This is a genomic window from uncultured Thiodictyon sp. (assembly GCF_903828115.1).
In the GTDB taxonomy this organism is placed as follows: domain Bacteria; phylum Pseudomonadota; class Gammaproteobacteria; order Chromatiales; family Chromatiaceae; genus Thiodictyon.
The window spans coordinates 1-15,768 of the sequence record NZ_CAIKKU010000126.1; the positions used below are offsets into that span (position 1 = coordinate 1).

The 15,768-nt window shown below is 65.2% G+C and carries 13 protein-coding genes; 9 read left to right on the forward strand and 4 right to left on the reverse strand.

Annotated features, from left to right (window positions below; genetic code table 11):
• Positions 1–133: 133 nt before the first annotated feature.
• The 4 genes from lnt to efp all read right to left on the reverse strand — a co-directional run bounded on the left by lnt (position 134) and on the right by efp (position 4,509).
• Entirely contained in the window at positions 134–1,657 is a 1,524-nt protein-coding gene (gene lnt / locus QZY48_RS04700) for an apolipoprotein N-acyltransferase (protein ID WP_295428402.1), read from the reverse strand.
• Between the two features lie 257 nt (positions 1,658–1,914).
• A complete protein-coding gene (gloB, locus tag QZY48_RS04705; RefSeq protein ID WP_295428404.1) occupies positions 1,915–2,694 on the reverse strand; it encodes a hydroxyacylglutathione hydrolase in 780 nt (259 codons plus the stop codon).
• 11 nt (positions 2,695–2,705) lie between these two features.
• On the reverse strand, positions 2,706–3,734 hold the full coding sequence (queA, locus tag QZY48_RS04710; protein WP_295428407.1) for a tRNA preQ1(34) S-adenosylmethionine ribosyltransferase-isomerase QueA: 1,029 nt from the start codon (positions 3,732–3,734) through the stop codon (positions 2,706–2,708).
• A 205-nt stretch (positions 3,735–3,939) separates the two neighbouring features.
• Positions 3,940–4,509: an elongation factor P gene (gene efp, locus QZY48_RS04715; protein ID WP_295428409.1), complete on the reverse strand. Its 570-nt coding sequence runs from the start codon at positions 4,507–4,509 to the stop codon at positions 3,940–3,942.
• 34 nt (positions 4,510–4,543) lie between these two features.
• On the opposite strand from efp, the gene epmB reads away from it, so the two are divergent.
• The 9 genes from epmB to QZY48_RS04760 all read left to right on the forward strand — a co-directional run bounded on the left by epmB (position 4,544) and on the right by QZY48_RS04760 (position 15,572).
• The gene (epmB, locus tag QZY48_RS04720) at positions 4,544–5,566 is read left to right on the forward strand and encodes an EF-P beta-lysylation protein EpmB (protein ID WP_295428410.1); all 1,023 of its coding nucleotides are present in this window, start codon (positions 4,544–4,546) and stop codon (positions 5,564–5,566) included.
• A gap of 293 nt (positions 5,567–5,859) precedes the next feature.
• Entirely contained in the window at positions 5,860–7,938 is a 2,079-nt protein-coding gene (locus QZY48_RS04725) for an EAL domain-containing protein (RefSeq protein ID WP_295428412.1), read from the forward strand.
• A 2-nt stretch (positions 7,939–7,940) separates the two neighbouring features.
• Positions 7,941–8,108 carry a hypothetical protein gene (locus QZY48_RS04730; RefSeq protein WP_295428414.1) on the forward strand — a complete coding sequence of 56 codons (168 nt, stop codon included), beginning with the start codon at positions 7,941–7,943 and terminating at the stop codon, positions 8,106–8,108.
• A gap of 170 nt (positions 8,109–8,278) precedes the next feature.
• On the forward strand, positions 8,279–8,710 hold the full coding sequence (locus tag QZY48_RS04735) for a type IV pilin protein (protein ID WP_295428416.1): 432 nt from the start codon (positions 8,279–8,281) through the stop codon (positions 8,708–8,710).
• Positions 8,707–9,333, forward strand: a complete 627-nt coding sequence (locus tag QZY48_RS04740; protein WP_295428418.1) for a GspH/FimT family pseudopilin — start codon at positions 8,707–8,709, stop codon at positions 9,331–9,333. The genes QZY48_RS04735 and QZY48_RS04740 overlap by 4 nt, the downstream gene beginning before the upstream one ends.
• A 1-nt stretch (position 9,334) precedes the next feature.
• On the forward strand, positions 9,335–9,784 hold the full coding sequence (locus QZY48_RS04745) for a hypothetical protein (protein ID WP_295428420.1): 450 nt from the start codon (positions 9,335–9,337) through the stop codon (positions 9,782–9,784).
• Between the two features lie 34 nt (positions 9,785–9,818).
• A complete protein-coding gene (locus tag QZY48_RS04750; protein WP_295428422.1) occupies positions 9,819–10,934 on the forward strand; it encodes a PilW family protein in 1,116 nt (371 codons plus the stop codon).
• Positions 10,928–11,539 carry a hypothetical protein gene (locus QZY48_RS04755; RefSeq protein WP_295428424.1) on the forward strand — a complete coding sequence of 204 codons (612 nt, stop codon included), beginning with the start codon at positions 10,928–10,930 and terminating at the stop codon, positions 11,537–11,539. Before QZY48_RS04750 ends, QZY48_RS04755 begins: the two co-directional genes overlap by 7 nt.
• Before the next feature lie 28 nt (positions 11,540–11,567).
• Entirely contained in the window at positions 11,568–15,572 is a 4,005-nt protein-coding gene (locus QZY48_RS04760; RefSeq protein WP_295428426.1) for a PilC/PilY family type IV pilus protein, read from the forward strand.
• Positions 15,573–15,768: the final 196 nt, after the last annotated feature.

Here is a 15,768-nt window from a genome sequence, read left to right on the forward strand (position 1 = left end):
CGACCACGATTACGACAACGACAACGACAACGACGCCCGGTCCGTGAGAGCGTCCGTTAGCTGTAGCGGTAGCTGTAGCTGTAGGGTACGCGATGCGTACCTTACGACAGGTGCGTTAACACATCAGTTCTGATCACACCCCGCGCCGCCGCACTAGGGGCGCCGCCGCGACCAGCACCAGGCCCAGGGCGAGCCCGATCGCCGGCCAGTTGCCCCACCGCACGAAGGGGGTTGACCCGGTGCGGGGCTGGACCGGGGCGCTGAAGGTCCCGCGGACGAAGGCCGGGACCCGGCCGCGGACCCGGCCGCGCCAGTCGACGATGGCGGAGATGCCGGTATTGGTGGCGCGCACCAGGTCACGCCCGGTCTCCAGGGCGCGCATCCGCGCCATTTCCAGGTGTTGGTGGGGCGCCAGCGAATCCCCGAACCAGGCGTCGTTGCTGACGCTGATCAGGAACTGCGCCTCCGGCAGGGCCTGGGCGACCTCCGCCGGGAAGATGTCCTCGTAACAGATGGCGGCGCCGGCGGTGCGGGCGCCGACCCGCAGTAGCGGGCGCGGTGCCGTACCCGCGCTGAAATCCGACATCGGGATCTCAAACATCTTCACCAGGGGGCCGAGCCACGCCTTGAAGGGCAGGAATTCACCGAAGGGCACCAGGTGACGCTTGGTGTAGAGGTCCTCCTGACTGCCGATGCTCAGGAGCCCGTTGTAGTAATTGCCGTTGTCCAGGTCCAGGACCGGGATGCCGAGGACGATCTCCGCCCCCTGGGCCCGCGCCTCCGCGGCCAGGGGCTCGATCAGCGGTTCCCGGACCTGGTGCAGGAAGTCCGGGATGGCCGTCTCCGGCCACAGGATCAGGTCCGAGTCCAGGTGTTCCCGGGTCAGGTCCACATAAACCTTGACGATGCCGACACGGGCCTCGGGGTCCCACTTGATCGCCTGGGGGATGTTGGCCTGGATCACGGTGGCCGTGAAGGGCGCGTCGGACGGCTGGGTCCAGGGCACCCGTTGCAGGGCCAGGCCGGCGAGCCAGACGATGGTGAGCGCGGCGGCGGCGGCCAGGCGGCCCCGCCCGGGCCAGCGGATCAGGCCCCACAGGAGCCCGCCGGAGATGGCGGTCAGCAGGCTCAGTCCATAGACACCGACGATCGGGGCATACCCGGCCAGCGGGCCCTCGATCTGGGTATAACCCAGCTTGAGCCAGGGGAAACCGGTGAAGAGCCAGCCGCGCAGCCATTCACAGAGGACATAGAGCCCCGGCAGCAGCAGGACGGGACCGGTCCAGGACGGGGCCGGCTGCAGGCGCCGGGCGAGCCAGCCGGCCAGCGCGTAGTAGCCCGCCATCCACGCGATGAAGAGCACCATCAGCAGGTCGGCAGCCCAGGCGTCCATGTTGCCGTATTCGTTCATGCTGATGCGGACCCAGGCGACCCCGCCGCCCAGGAGGCCCAGGCCGAAGAGCCAGCCGCGCCGCAGCCCGGCGCCGGCTGTACCGGCGGCCAGGGACTCGTTCAACAGGGCCAGTGCGACGACGGCGAGTGGAAAGAGCGCGAAGGGCGCGAAGCCCAGGACCACGAGCGCGCCGGCCGCGAGCGCGTTCGCCGCGGGCAGGAAGGGCCGCAGCCGCGGGCCAAGACGGGAGAAACTCGGATGCATTGCAGGATCGCCTTGGCGCTGGGTGAGGTCGGGCGCCGTTCTAGCAGCCCGGGGGCGGTGCGGTCAATCTGGAAAGAGCGGTCAGCAGTCAGCGATCGGTCGTCAGCTACCAATGCAGCAGCACCTTGCGAGCCGTCTTCAAGCTGCGGGCACCCACCCGACGGGTGACCCGTTCGGCACCCACAACGACATGAAACTCAAAGCGAAATGCCGAAAGCTGATCGCTGACTGCTGACTGCTGATCGCTCTTCTTCGGTCTAATCATATTCCGCGTCCTTCCACTGCCGCAGGGCCTTGAAGACCGCCGCGTGACCCTGCAGCCCGGGCCCGGCGAAGCGCTCGGCGGCAGCGATGACCTGGGGCTCGCCGGTGCGCAGGAAGGGGTTGGTGGCGAGTTCCAGCGCCAGGTCGGACGGGACCGTCGGCAGGTCGTGGGCGCGCCGTGCGGCGTCCGCGCGGGCGCGGCTGCGCAGCGCCGGATTGTCCGGCTCCACCCAGCCGGCGAAGCCCAGGTTGGCCAGGGTGTACTCGTGGGCGCAGAAGAGGCGGGTCGCCGGGTCCAGGGCGGCGATGCGCCGCAGTGACGCGGACATCTGCTCGAAGGTGCCGTCGAAGACCCGCCCGCAGCCGGCGGCGAACAGGGTGTCCCCGCAGAACAGGCAGCCGTCGCCCAGGAAGGCGATATGGGTCGCCGTGTGGCCGGGCACCTCCCACACCGTGAAGCGGCTGGTCAGACCCGCGGGTGCGACCAACTCGCCCTCGCCGACCCGCTGGGTCAGGCCCTGGATGCGCGGGTCGCGGGGGCCGATGATGGCGAGCCCCGGGAAGGCCTGCGCCAGTTCAGCGAGCCCGCCCACATGGTCCGCGTGGTGGTGGGTCACCAGCACGGCCGTGAGCCGCAGCCCCTCGGCGGCCAGCGTCTCCAGCACCGGGTCCGCGTCCCCGGGGTCCACCACCACGGCGTTGCGGCCCGGCGGTTCGGTCAGGAGCCAGATGTAGTTATCGTCGAAGGCGGGGATGGGGCGGGTCTCGATCATGGTGGTGGCCCTCATTGATCGCGGCGGGTCAGGAACATGGCGTCGCCGTAGCTGAAGAACCGATAGCGCTGGGCGATCGCGTGGCGGTAGGCGGCGCGGATGGGCTCCATGCCGGCAAAGGCGCAGACCAGCATCAGCAGCGTCGACTCTGGCAGGTGGAAGTTGGTGATCATGGCGTCCACCACCCGGAAGCGGTAGCCGGGGCGGATGAAGATCCGGCTGTCGCCCTGGAAGGGCTCAAGTTCCCCATGCGCGGCGGCGCTCTCCAGGCTGCGTACGCTGGTGGTGCCGACCGCGACGACGCGCCCGCCGGCCGCCCGGGTGGCCGCGACCTGGGCGCAGACCCGCGGGTCCACCTCCAGCCACTCCGCGTGCATCCGGTGCTGGTCCAGGTCCTCCACCCGCACCGGCTGGAAGGTGCCGGCCCCCACATGCAGCGTAACCTCGGCGCGCGCTACCCCCAGGGCGGCCAGCCGCTCCAGCAGCGGCTGGTCGAAATGCAGGCCCGCGGTGGGGGCGGCGACGGCCCCGGTCCGGCTCCCGTAGACGGTCTGGTAGCGCTCCGCGTCCGCGTCCTCGTCCGGCCGCTCGATGTAGGGGGGCAGGGGGACATGCCCCTGGGTCTGCATGAGGAGTGGGAAGGGCTGGTCCAAGGCGCGCAGCAGGAACAGGTCGGCGTCCCGCCCCAGGACCTCCAGGCGCTCCCCGCCCCCGAGCAGGATCAGACTGCCGGGCCTGGGCGACTTGGAGGCGCGCACCTGCGCCTGCGCCTGGGTCGGTCCCAGCAGGCGCTCGATCAGGACCTCGACCGCACCCCCCGAGTCCTTATGCCCGAAGAGACGGGCACGCATCACCCGCGTGTTGTTGAAGACCAGCAGGTCGCCGGGGCGCAGTTGCCCCGGCAGATCGGTGAACAGCAGATCGCGCGGGGTGGTGCCGTCCCCGTCCAGGACCAGGAGTCGCGAGGCCGAGCGCTGCGCCAGCGGGCGCTGGGCGATCAGCCCGGGGGGCAGGTCGAAATGGAAGTCGGAGCGCTTCACGCGAATCACTAAAGTCCGGCGCGGTGTCATTCCCGATCATGATACCGGTTCCCGTGCCCCGAGACTGTGCGAGTCGTCCCGTCGGGTACGCCGTCCTGGTCGTTGTCGTTGTCGTGGGCGGGTTGTTCGATTACGACAACGACAACGACAACGACGCCCGGTCCGTGAGAAGGTCCGGTCGCTGCAGGGGACGCGTCGGCGATCACTACTCTTTGGCGCGCGAGACGTATTCGCCGGTGCGGGTGTCGACCCGGATCAGTTCGCCGCCCTGCACGAACAAGGGGACGCGCACCACCGTACCGGTCTCCAGGGTCGCCGGCTTACCGCCGCCGCCGGAGGTGTCGCCCTTGAGGCCGGGGTCGGTTTCGGTAATCAGCAGCACCACGAAATTCGGCGGCTCCACCGCCAGCGGCACACCGTTCCACAGGGTCACCTTGCACATGTCCTGGTCCTTGATCCACTTGGCCGCCTCCCCGACCACCGTGGCATCGGCGGTCATCTGCTCGAAACTGGCCGGGTCCATGAAGTGCCACCACTCACCGTCGTTGTAGAGATACTGCATATCGGTATCATGGACATCGGCGCCCTCGACCGTGTCGCCGGACTTGAAGGTTTTCTCCACGGTCCGCCCGGTCTTGAGGTTGCGCACCCGCACCCGGCTGAAGGCCTGACCCTTGCCGGGCTTGACGAACTCGTTCTCGACGATGTTGTACGGGTCCCCATCCAGTATGATCTTGAGCCCACTCTTGAACTCGTTGGTGCTGTAGTTCGCCATGTCGTCCTCGTTGCCGGTGAAAAATGAGCCAACAATGGTAGCGCGAAGCAGTGCCCACTGTCAGATCGAGGCGGCTGCGAGCGACGCCTGGCAGCGCGAGCTTGGTCAGGCGTTCACCCGGGTCGACCCGCTGCTTGCGTTCCTGGGCCTGCGCCGCGACCAGGTCCCCGGCCTTGACCCGGAGCCCGGCCCCTTCCGGCTGCTGGTACCGCGGGGCTTCGCCGCCCTCATGCGTGCGGGTGGGCCCGCTGACCCGCTGCTGCGCCAGGTGCTGCCGCTCGCCGCCGAGCGGGTCCTGACCCCTGGGTTTCGGTGCGACCCGGTGGGCGACGGGCCGGCCGCCCAGGCCCCGGGGCTGCTGCGCAAGTACGCGGGGCGCGCCCTGCTGATGGCCCGGGGCGCCTGCGCGGTCCACTGCCGCTATTGCTTCCGCCGCCATTTCCCCTACGGCGACTTCGGGGCCTACGACGCCCGGATCGGAATCGCGCTCGCGCAGATTCAGGCCGACACCACGCTGCACGAGATCATCCTGAGCGGCGGGGACCCCTTGCTGCTCGCTGATGGCGCCTTGGTGGACCTGCTCGCGCGGCTCGCCGCCATCCCCCATGTGCGCCGCCTGCGCCTGCACAGCCGCTTGCCCCTGGTACTGCCGTCGCGCATCACGGCGCGACTGTGCGCCCTGTTGCGCACCGTGACGCCCCGCCCGGTGCTGGTCATCCACGCCAATCATGCCCGGGAGCTCGGTGCCGCGGCCCAGGCGGGGTTGGCGGCCCTGGGGGCGGCGGGCGTCACGCTGCTGAACCAAAGCGTCCTGCTGCGCGGGGTGAACGATGACGCGGCGACCCTCGCCGCGCTCAGTGAGCGGCTGTTTGACTGCGGTGTGCTGCCCTATTACCTGCACCAACTGGACCCGGTGCAGGGGGCGGCCCACTTCGCGGTGTCGGACCGCGAGGCCCGGGGGCTGATGGCGGCGTTGCGCGCGCGCCTGCCGGGCTATCTGGTACCGCGCCTGGTACGCGAGACGGCCGGAGCGCCGTGCAAGGAGCCGCTGGGTTGACCACCGCGGGGCAGCCCGGGGGCACCGATTTCGCCGTGGTGCGGTGCCGGGCCTTGAACCCGGCGTCCACGATCACTTCTCGACGCGTCTCAAGGGCTTGCTCGCGGTCTGGCAGCGGTGCGTCCAACCGCCTAAATTCGCATAAAAATTCCGCTCTGGAGCCTGACTGATCGGCAGTGAGGCACCGCACAGGTGCCCGGCGCGCCGAGGGTGCTCCCGGGCAATGACTAGTTCCCTCTCCACCCCGCTGCGCAGATAATGGCCCCTGAATGAAACCGACCGATCCCCCGCGCATGCCCGACCAAGCCCAAACCGTCATCCTGCTGGTCATGACCTCCCAGGCCAGCGAGGCGGGGCGCCTGATCACGTCCCTGCGCGACGGTGGACTGCCGGTGCGCGGCATGTATACCGCCCACGCGGACCGCATCGAGGAACTGGTGGAGCGGCGCGCCTGCGACCTGATCATCTGCTGCGCCTACGACCCGGCGGTAACGTTGGAGGCGGTGCTGCTGCGCCACCGGGAGTTGGAGGCCGACGTCCCATTGATCGTGATCGTCGACCAGGCCGGCGCGCCGGCCGCCGCGATCAGCGCCATGGCCGGCGGGGCGCGCGACGTCACCGCGCGCGACGATGCCGAACGGCTGCAACTGATCGTGGGGCGGGAGTTGGCCGATCTGCGGGCACGCCGCCAGTTGCGGCGCCTCACCCAACGGCTGCGCCAGTGCGAACAGCGGGCGAGGGAACTGGTCGACGGCAGCGACGAGGCGGTGACTTTTATCCAAGAGGGCATGCACGTCCACGCCAACCCCACCTATCTTGCCCTGTTTCGCTTCCCCTCGCTGGACGACCTGCAAGCGGCCGCCTTTCTGGACCTGATCGAGCCCGAACAGCGCACCCCGGTCCGTGACTTTCTGCGCGACCGCCAATCCGCGCAACCCCAAGGCCCCGCCGAACTGTCGGTGACCTATGTGCGGGCCGATGCCAGCCGCTTCCCCGGGACCCTGGCCGTCGCGCCGGCCGAGATCGACGGCGAACCCTGCCTGCGGCTGATTGTGCGCGCCACCGACCGCACACCCCTGACGTCGCCGGCCGTGCCCACCCCCGCCGCCGCCAGCCTGTCGAGCGTCGCCACACTGCTCGCGGCGATCGATGCCGCCGTGGGGGCCGAGCGCCGCGCCTCCCAGCCCTTCGCCGTCTTCTATGTCCGCATCCGCGCCGCCGCCAACCTGTTCCGGGATTTTGGTCTCACCCGCGCTCTGACCGTCATCGGCGCACTCGCCGCCGCACTGACCCGTCTGTGCACCGGCGTTGGCCTGCTGGTACGCATCAGTGACGATGGTTTTGCCCTCTTGGCCCCGGGGTTGGACGAGGCCAGCGCCGAGAGCCTGGCGGAACGCATCCGCACGCAGGTCCGTCTGGGTCCGGGGCCGGGCGGCAAGGCGCGGATCGAGGCCGATTGCGACGTCGGCTATGTCATCGTCGCTGGCCCCTGTCCCAACTCATCCACCCTGCTCGACGAGGCCTATCGCGCCTGCTACGGCGGGGTGGCGGGTCAAACCAAGGCCGTGGTGCCCCAGCGGCCGACCTCGCTCGCCGCCCGTGAGAAGCAGAGTGCCGAAGATGGCGACAGCGCCGAGACGACCAAGATCGAGTGGGCACTGGCGAACGAGCGCTTCATGCTGGTCTACCAGCCGATCATCAGCCTGATGGGCGACAGCCAGGAAAACTACAGCGTCCTGGTGCGCATGATCGACGAGGCCGAAAACCTGATCGAGGCCAAGGAGTTCATCGGCGCGGCGATCCGCAGCGGGCTGATCGAGCGCATCGACAAATGGGCCATCCGCCACGCCGTCAAGTCCATGAGCGAGCACCGCCAGGCCGGGCATCGATTGAATTTTTTCATTAATCTGGCCGAGGACAGTTTCCGTGACCCCGGTGTCATGATCTGGCTCTGCGACTGTCTGCGCGAGTTCGAGGTCCGCGGGAGCTGGCTCACCTTCGTGATTCAGGAAGAACTGGTCGACGGCAACCTGGCGAGCCTGAACCGGCTCGTCGAGAGCCTGAAAAAGATCAAGTGCCGGGTGGCGGTCAATCGCTTCGGTGCCACCGATCACCCGCAGATGCTGTTCCAGGGCCTGTCGCTCGACTTTGTCTTGCTGCTGCCGGAGTTCGCCCAGGGCCTGGCCGACGACAAGGATAAGCAGCAACGTCTGTTGACCCTGGCCAACATGGCCCGGGAGTTCAATGTCAAGAGCGTCGTGACCGGGGTCGAAGACGCCCGCTCCATTACCATCCTGTGGACGGCTGGGGTGGACTATGTTCAGGGCAACTTCCTGCAGCGACCCTCGCCCACCCTGGAGATCGCCACCTGACGTTGATCGACCCGCGGGCGCGCACCCTGGAGGCCTACGCCCTCGCGGCCGGGGGGTGGCGGGAGATCGGCCGCTTTGCCGGTTCGCAGCCCGTGTCCGTGGCACCGTTTGAGGCGGCAGCGATCGACCTGGGCAAACTCTGGACACCCGCGGGTGTCACCGGGCGGTAGGCAGACAAAATTGTCATAATTCTACCACTTTGGTCAAGTTGCGACTCAAATCACGACAAGCAAGACCCCGCACGGTATCCTTAATACATCAGGCTTCCCGCTGTCCGGCACGCCCCGCGTGACACTCCACGGTAACCCGGAAGCCGACCAGGCACCTGCGCGAGATACCGATGAGCACGCTGAAACAACTGCACGGCTTCACCCTGATTGAGTTGCTGGTCACCGTGGCCATCATCGGAATTTTGGCCGCGATTGCCTACCCTAGCTACACCGATTCTGTGATCCGGGGCAAGCTGGCGGATGCGGGTTCCGGTCTTACCGCGAAGCGTGTGCAACTGGAGCAGCACTTTCAGGATTTCCGCACCTATGTGGATGCCGCGGCCTGCGCTGCCGACAGCACCACCAGCGAATATTTCAGCTTTTCCTGCACGAACTCAACCGCTACCACCTATACCCTCCAAGCGGTCGGCACGGGTTCCATGGCCGATTTTTCCTTCACACTGACCGAAAGCAATACCAAGGCGACCACCGCCGTCCCCGCCGATTGGTCGCTCCCGACCCCGAACAACTGCTGGGTGGCGAAACGCGGAGGTGGTTGTTGAAACACACTGCTTCACAACGCGGGCTCACGCTGATCGAGCTCGCCGTCGCCTTGACCATCACGGCCATCCTGCTCGGCGCCGGCGTGCCGAGTTTTGTCTCCTGGATACGCAACACCCATATTCGCACCACCGCCGAGGCCTTTCAGAATGGCATTCAGTTGGCCCGGGCCGAGGCGGTGCGCCGAAACAGGCCCGTACGGTTTCAGATCACTGATACCTTGGCCGCCGACTGTATCCGTTCCACCACCGGCACCAATTGGGTCGTCAGCCTGAACGACATCGATGCCACGGCGGCGAAATGCGATAGCACGCCGACCGATCCGCCGGCCCTGCCGGCCGTGCCCGACGCGGAAAATCCCTATATTATTCAAGCGCGTCCCAACAGCGACGGTTCCGCGAACACGCTCGTGACGGCAGACCAGTCGGGCTTGATCTTCAACGGCCTTGGCAGGGTGACCCCGGCTCCCACCGGCGATGTCACAATCGGTATTGTCGGCAACACCGGCACCTGCGTAGCGGACGGCGGATCGGTGCGTTGTCTGCGTATCATCGTCTCGACCAACGGACAGGTTCGCATCTGTGACCCAGCCATAACCCTCTCCGGCGACCCGCGGGCCTGCTAAAATGAACGCACAAAAGCGAGTATCACGTCACCAACGCGGCGATATGTTGATTGAGGTCTTGATCTCCATCCTCCTGTTTTCCATGGGCATGCTCGGCACCGTGGCGATGCAGGCCACGGCGATGCGCAACAACAGCGACGCCAAGTACCGGGTCGACGCCAGTTTTTTGGCCAACGCCCTGATCGGCCGGATGTGGACGGATGACCGGACGCCGGCGTCGCTGCAAACCAAGTACGGCAGCACCGACGGCAGCGGGTACACCGCCTGGCTCGCCCAGGTCCAGGCCCAACTGCCCGGCGTCACCGCCAATCCGCCCACGGTTTTGGTAACGACAGTCGCCGGGTCCTCCCCCCCCGCCACCTCCAAGAGCCTGGTGACGACCACCGTAAAATGGCAAGCGCCTGGCGGGGCAGTAGTACATCGCTATGTTGCGGTTACGAATATCAAATGAGCGCCGGGGCCGGTGCGGGACCGACAGCCCCGGGTTGCCCGCGCTGTCCTACCTGAGCACCGAAACCGGGTTCAGCCTGATTGAGATCCTGATCGCGCTGGTCATCGGCCTGGTCAGCACGCTGGCAATCATGCAGTTGTTTTCCCTCTCCGCGGGACAAAAGGCCGCCATCAGCGGCAGCGGGGATGCCCAGACCAACGGCGCCCTTGCGCTCTACAGTTTAGAACGCGATATCCGCCAGGCTGGCTACGGCGCCAGCGCGCTGAACCTGCTCGGGTGCAAGCTGCAGGTGACGACCTCCAGCGGCACGACCCTGACCCTTAGCGCACTGGCCCCGGTCACCATCAACCATCCCGACATTCCGGCCGGAGACACGAACACCGACACGCTGTTGGTGATGTACGGCTCCGACAATGGCACCGCGGAGGGTGATGGTATCCTGGCGCCAAGCACGAGCCCCAGTTACACCGTGAAGGCACCCACCGCCTTCGCCGTCAATGATCGGGTGATCGCACTGCCGGTGACGCGACCGTCACCCTGTATCCTGGTCCTGGGTCGGGTATACGGTAAGTCCAACAATTTTCCAAACGTAACCGGGTGGGCATCCGGTATGATCAATGGCACACTGTTTAATCTCGGTCAAGCCCCCAGGATCCTCGCCTACGCGATCCGCGGCGGCAACCTGACGGTCTGCGATTTTCTGACGAATAACTGCGGCGACACGAACGCAAGCGGCGATTCAACCTTCTGGGTTCCCATCGTGAACGGCATCGTCGGCCTGCGTGCGCAATATGGCCGCGATACCAGCACCACCATGGATGGCGTGGTGGATCGCTATGATCAATCCGTCGCGTCCCCGACCACCACCCCGGCCGTGTCTTCGGTCCAATGCGGCTGGGCGCGGGTGTCGGCGGTGCGCATTGCCCTCGCCGCACGCGCCGGTCAAAGGGCAACAACCGCGGTTACCGCAACCGCCCCCACCTGGGCCGGCAGTACCGCAAGCGCCGGGAATTCCACCACCCCCGCCAGCGTTGCCACCCCTTTTAATTTGAGCGCACTCACCGACTGGCAGCATTACCGCTACAAGGTCTTTGAGACCGTCGTGCCGATTCGCAACATCATCTTGCTGGGAGTTCAGACCGGATGCTGACCATGACGCGTTACTGCGCGAAGAACAGCCGCGGCGCCGCGCTGATCCTGGCGTTGATCGTGTTGGTTTCGATGCTCTTGGCGGGCGTGGCACTGATGCGTTCGGTCGACACCAGTGCGGTCATCGCCGGCAACCTGGCGTTCCGGCAGGCCACCACGGCAACCGGCGAGACCGGGATCGAGACGGCCATCGTCTGGCTCGAGGCGCACAACGCCGATTATTCACTCTACAATACGATGGCCGGCAGCGGATACGTCGCGGTACGGCAGGATCCTACGCCTGCGCTGAACAATCAGCCGGCGCAGTCGTGGGACACATTCTGGTCGCAAACCCTGGTCCCGGCCCAACAGGTCGTCACCCTGGCGGCCGACGCCGCCGGCAACACCGTATCCTACATTATCCACCGCTTGTGCAATGCCGCCGGCTCGCCACTCAACGCGGGGGCGGGCTGCCAGTCATCGCCGACGCCGTCGGCGTCCACGAGCAGTAAGGGCGGGAGCTTCGTCAGTCCGGTTTCCAGCGGTCAGGTCTACTACCGGATTACCGTTCGCATCGACGGCCCCCGCAATACCCTAGGCTATGTTCAGGCAGTCGTTGCCATGTAAGGCAGCACTGACCACAAAAGGCCGAATCATGAGTCATCATTTCTCCACAGCAGCCGCTCTGACGTGTCTCGCCCTGGTGCTCGCCGAAGGCGTGCAGGGGGCACCCGTGGACCTGGCCACATCCCCCTTGGTCACCTCCGCGGCCGTGGTCACCCTACCTAATCTGATGTTCGTGCTGGACGATTCCGGCAGTATGGTTTGGACCCACATGCCGGACGACAATAACGACGCCGGCAGCACCGTGACCTTCAACTATGGGTACTATGGCTACCGCAGCAGCCAGTGCAACGGGGTCTATTACAACCCGGCGTTCACTTACAAACCGCCGATCGGCGCCGATGGCACCATCTATCCCAATGCCTCATTCACCGCGGCCTGGGTGGACGGCTATAAGAAGTCATCCGGCACTGTCAATCTTAGCAGCAACTTCACCGCCGAGACCGATTCATCCGGCACCGCGGCCTACTATTATCGCTACTCCGGCGCCCAGGATACCGCCGCGGAGAAGGATTACAACAGCATTACAAGTCTTTTTTTCTTGGAATGCCACAATTCCGAATCCTGGCCGGATTCATCCTGGCCGTTGGCGCTCCGCGAGCCCATTGTCTTTACCAAGGTCACGGTAGGGACCGGCAGCGATGCGACGGATGCGGCCGCCAAGCAGCAAAACTTCGCCAACTGGTACAGCTATTACCGTAGCCGGATACTGACCATGAAGACCGCCGCGGGATGGGCCTTCCACGGTATCGATGACCGCTATCGTGTGGGCTTCATGGCCATCAACAATGATGCGTCCTTTCTCAACCTCGCACCCTTCAATTCCACCCAGAAGTCCAGCTGGTACGGCAAACTCTATGCGATTGCCCCCAGCGGCAACACGCCATTACGTACCGCCTTGGCAAAGGCTGGGTGGCTCTATGCCGGAAAGCTGCCGGGTGCAACGGACCCTGTGCAGTACTCCTGCCAGCAGAATTTTACCATCCTCTCCACGGATGGCTTCTGGAACTCGGGTGAGGGCTACATACTCGATACGAAGCTCGATGGTACCAAAATCCTGGTCGGCAATCAGGATGGCACCGAAGCCAGGCCCTTTTACGACGGTACCAAGTCCACGACGACCAGCACGACACCCATCGTTACCATCGTGCGCAACGAGACCGTGACCCAAACCACCACGACCACGCCGTATACCCGCAAACGGAAGACGACGGATTTATCGACAGGGGGCGAAAACTGCGGTTCGAAATATCGAACAGTCACCCAGCCGCAAACCTACAACCGAAAAAAGATCGTAACCGTCACCGTCGTCACCGATGTCACCACGACGAACAATCATGTGGTCGTCACCACGAACGGTGAAGTCGTCGATAAGACGGTCCTCGGCAGTCCCGTCTCCGCTCAGGTCAGTTCGACCAGCGCCAACAGTGATACGGGGGCGCCCGTTGTCACTACGGTCTGGACCAACACCGGCACGGCGACGGCCGCGTGCAATTCAAACCCCACCCCCAGCCCAGGTTTGTCATCTGCGCCAGCCGCCGTCGCGGGGACCAGCAGCGTCGCGACCACGGAGACCGTTAACGTCTTGTCCACCACCGGCCCAACGGTTGGGATCACCGTTACGCCCATACCCGTGGTCACCGGCGAAACCAAGGACACCCTGTCGGATATTGCTCAGTATTATTTCGTTACCGATCTGCGTACCGCCGCCCGCGGAAATTGTGTCGGCGCCCTCGGCAGCGGTCATGACGTCTGCCTCAACAATGTCCCGGCCGGCGGTCAGGATGCGGCATCCTGGCAGCATATGACCACCTTTACCCTGGGTCTCGGGGCCCGCGGCCGCATGGTGTTCTCGCAAAGTTATCTCAGCGATGTCAGCGGGGACTATCGTGACGTGAAAAACGGTACCGCGGCCAATGCCCCGGTCTGTTCCTGGCAGACAAGTGGTGCCTGTAATTGGCCGGTCCCCGGCATGGCAAACAGTTCCGACGGTAAGATCGAGAATATCGATGATGTCTGGCACGCGGCAGTGAACGGCCGCGGCACCTATTTCAGTGCCACTGACCCGGCGACCTTGACGACCGGCTTGGGCAACGCGGTGGCGGGCGTGAGTGCCCGGATCGGGGCCGCGGCGGCGGCGGCCACCAGTAATCCGAATGTCTCCGCCGGGGATAACTATGTCTTCAGTTCCACCTTCACCACCGTGAACTGGGATGGCGAATTGATCCGGCAGCAACTGGACCTGACGACCGGCACCTTGTCCGACACCATCGACTGGCATGCCCAGGCGCTGCTGGACGAGAACACGTCGCGGACCATCTGGACCTACGACAACGCGGTCACAAGCACTGACCATATCAAGGAATTTTCTTGGGAGAATCTGACCGCGACCGAGCGGGCTTATTTCAGCAAGAGCGCCATTGCGACCCTGAGTCAATTCTGCGTGACGGAAGCGACCTGCCTCAGTCTGGACGACCAGGACACTGCCGCCGGCGAAAATCTCGTGGACTTCCTGCGGGGTGTCCGCACCTATGAGGGTCCGATCATCGACCCGACCCATTGGTATCGGCAGCGGACCCATCTGCTCGGCGATATCGTGAGTTCGGAGGCCGTGTTCGTCAGGGCTTCTCTCTATCGCTACACGGATACCGGCTACGGCGACTTCATCACCGAAACCGCCGCCCGTCAGGGCATGATCTATGTGGGTGCCAACGACGGTATGCTGCACGCTATCGACGGCACCACCGGGGCCGAGTCTTGGGCCTATATCCCCGGACTGGTGCTGCCCAACCTCTTCAAGCTGGCGGACAAGAACTATAGTGCCCAACACGCCTTCTTCGTCGACGGCTCACCGGTGCAGGGCGACGTCTATTACGATCTCAACTGGCATACGATCCTGGTCGGCGGGCTGAATAACGGGGGCCGCGGCTACTATGCCCTGGATATCACTGATCCGTCGGCGCCCACCGTGTTGTGGGAATTTACCGATACCAATCTGGGATATACCTATGGCAACCCGATCATCACCAAGCTGAAGGACGGGACCTGGGTGGTGCTGATCGCCTCGGGCTACAATAATGTATCGCCGGGCGACGGGGTCGGTCGGCTTTATGTTCTCGATGCACGTACCGGCGCCAGTATCCGGCAGATCACGACCGGGGCGGGCGGTACCGCGACGCCCAGCGGCCTGGCGCGCATCAATGCCTGGGTGAATAATACGATGATCGACAACACCGCGTTGCGGGTTTACGGGGGGGACCTGCTCGGTAACCTGTGGCGCTTCGATATCAATGGCGATGTGGGGGCCGCCGGCTTCGATGCGCAGTTGCTGGCCACCCTCAAAGACGCCTCCGGCAACGCCCAGCCGATCACGGCCCGGCCGGAGCTCGGCGAGGCGAGCGGTTATGCGGTCATTTATGTGGGTACCGGGCGTTTTCTTGGCACCACCGACCTCACGAATACCAGCCAGCAGTCGATGTATGCCATCAAGGACAGTCTCTTGACAAACACAACGCCAGCGGTGGCGGTGTACAGCAATCCCCGTACCGGCGGCAATTTCGTTCAGCAAACGCAGACCACCGGGACCTGTGCGTCGGGCACGGTCTTCTGTAGCACCGGCCAAATTGTGCGGACCAGCACCAATCTGGCCGTGTCCTTCAGCGCGAACGGCGGCTGGTTTGTGGACCTGCCGGATACCGGTGAGCGCGCCAACACCGACCCGACCCTGGTGTTAGGAACCCTGGTGTTTACCACCAACAAGCCGGATGCCAGCGAATGCACCGCCGGTGGCTATAGCAACCTGTACGCCCTTAGTTACATGACGGGCGGGGCGGTTTCAACCGCGATCACCACGGTGGTCGCCAAGGCTATCGGCAATGCGTTCGCCACCCGTCCGACGATCGTGCAGTTGCCGAATCTGACACTGCGGGCCTTGATCCGGTTGTCGGATGGCTCGACAGTGATTTCCGATTTCCCGATCGCCCTGGGGTCAGGGAACACAAGACGAGTGTCATGGCGCGAACTCATCACGGAATAGGGCCATCGCGGCGGCGGCGCTTGCCCGGCCGCTGCCGCTCGGTCCGGGCAGGCCTGGCCCCGCCGGCCGCAAGATCGAGGGGGTGCGATCAGAACTGATGTGGTGACCGAGATCCCGGGTACGCTGTCCTGGTCGTTGTCGTTGTCGTTGTCGTTGTCGTTGTCGCGATCGGATTGTTCGATTACGACAACGACAA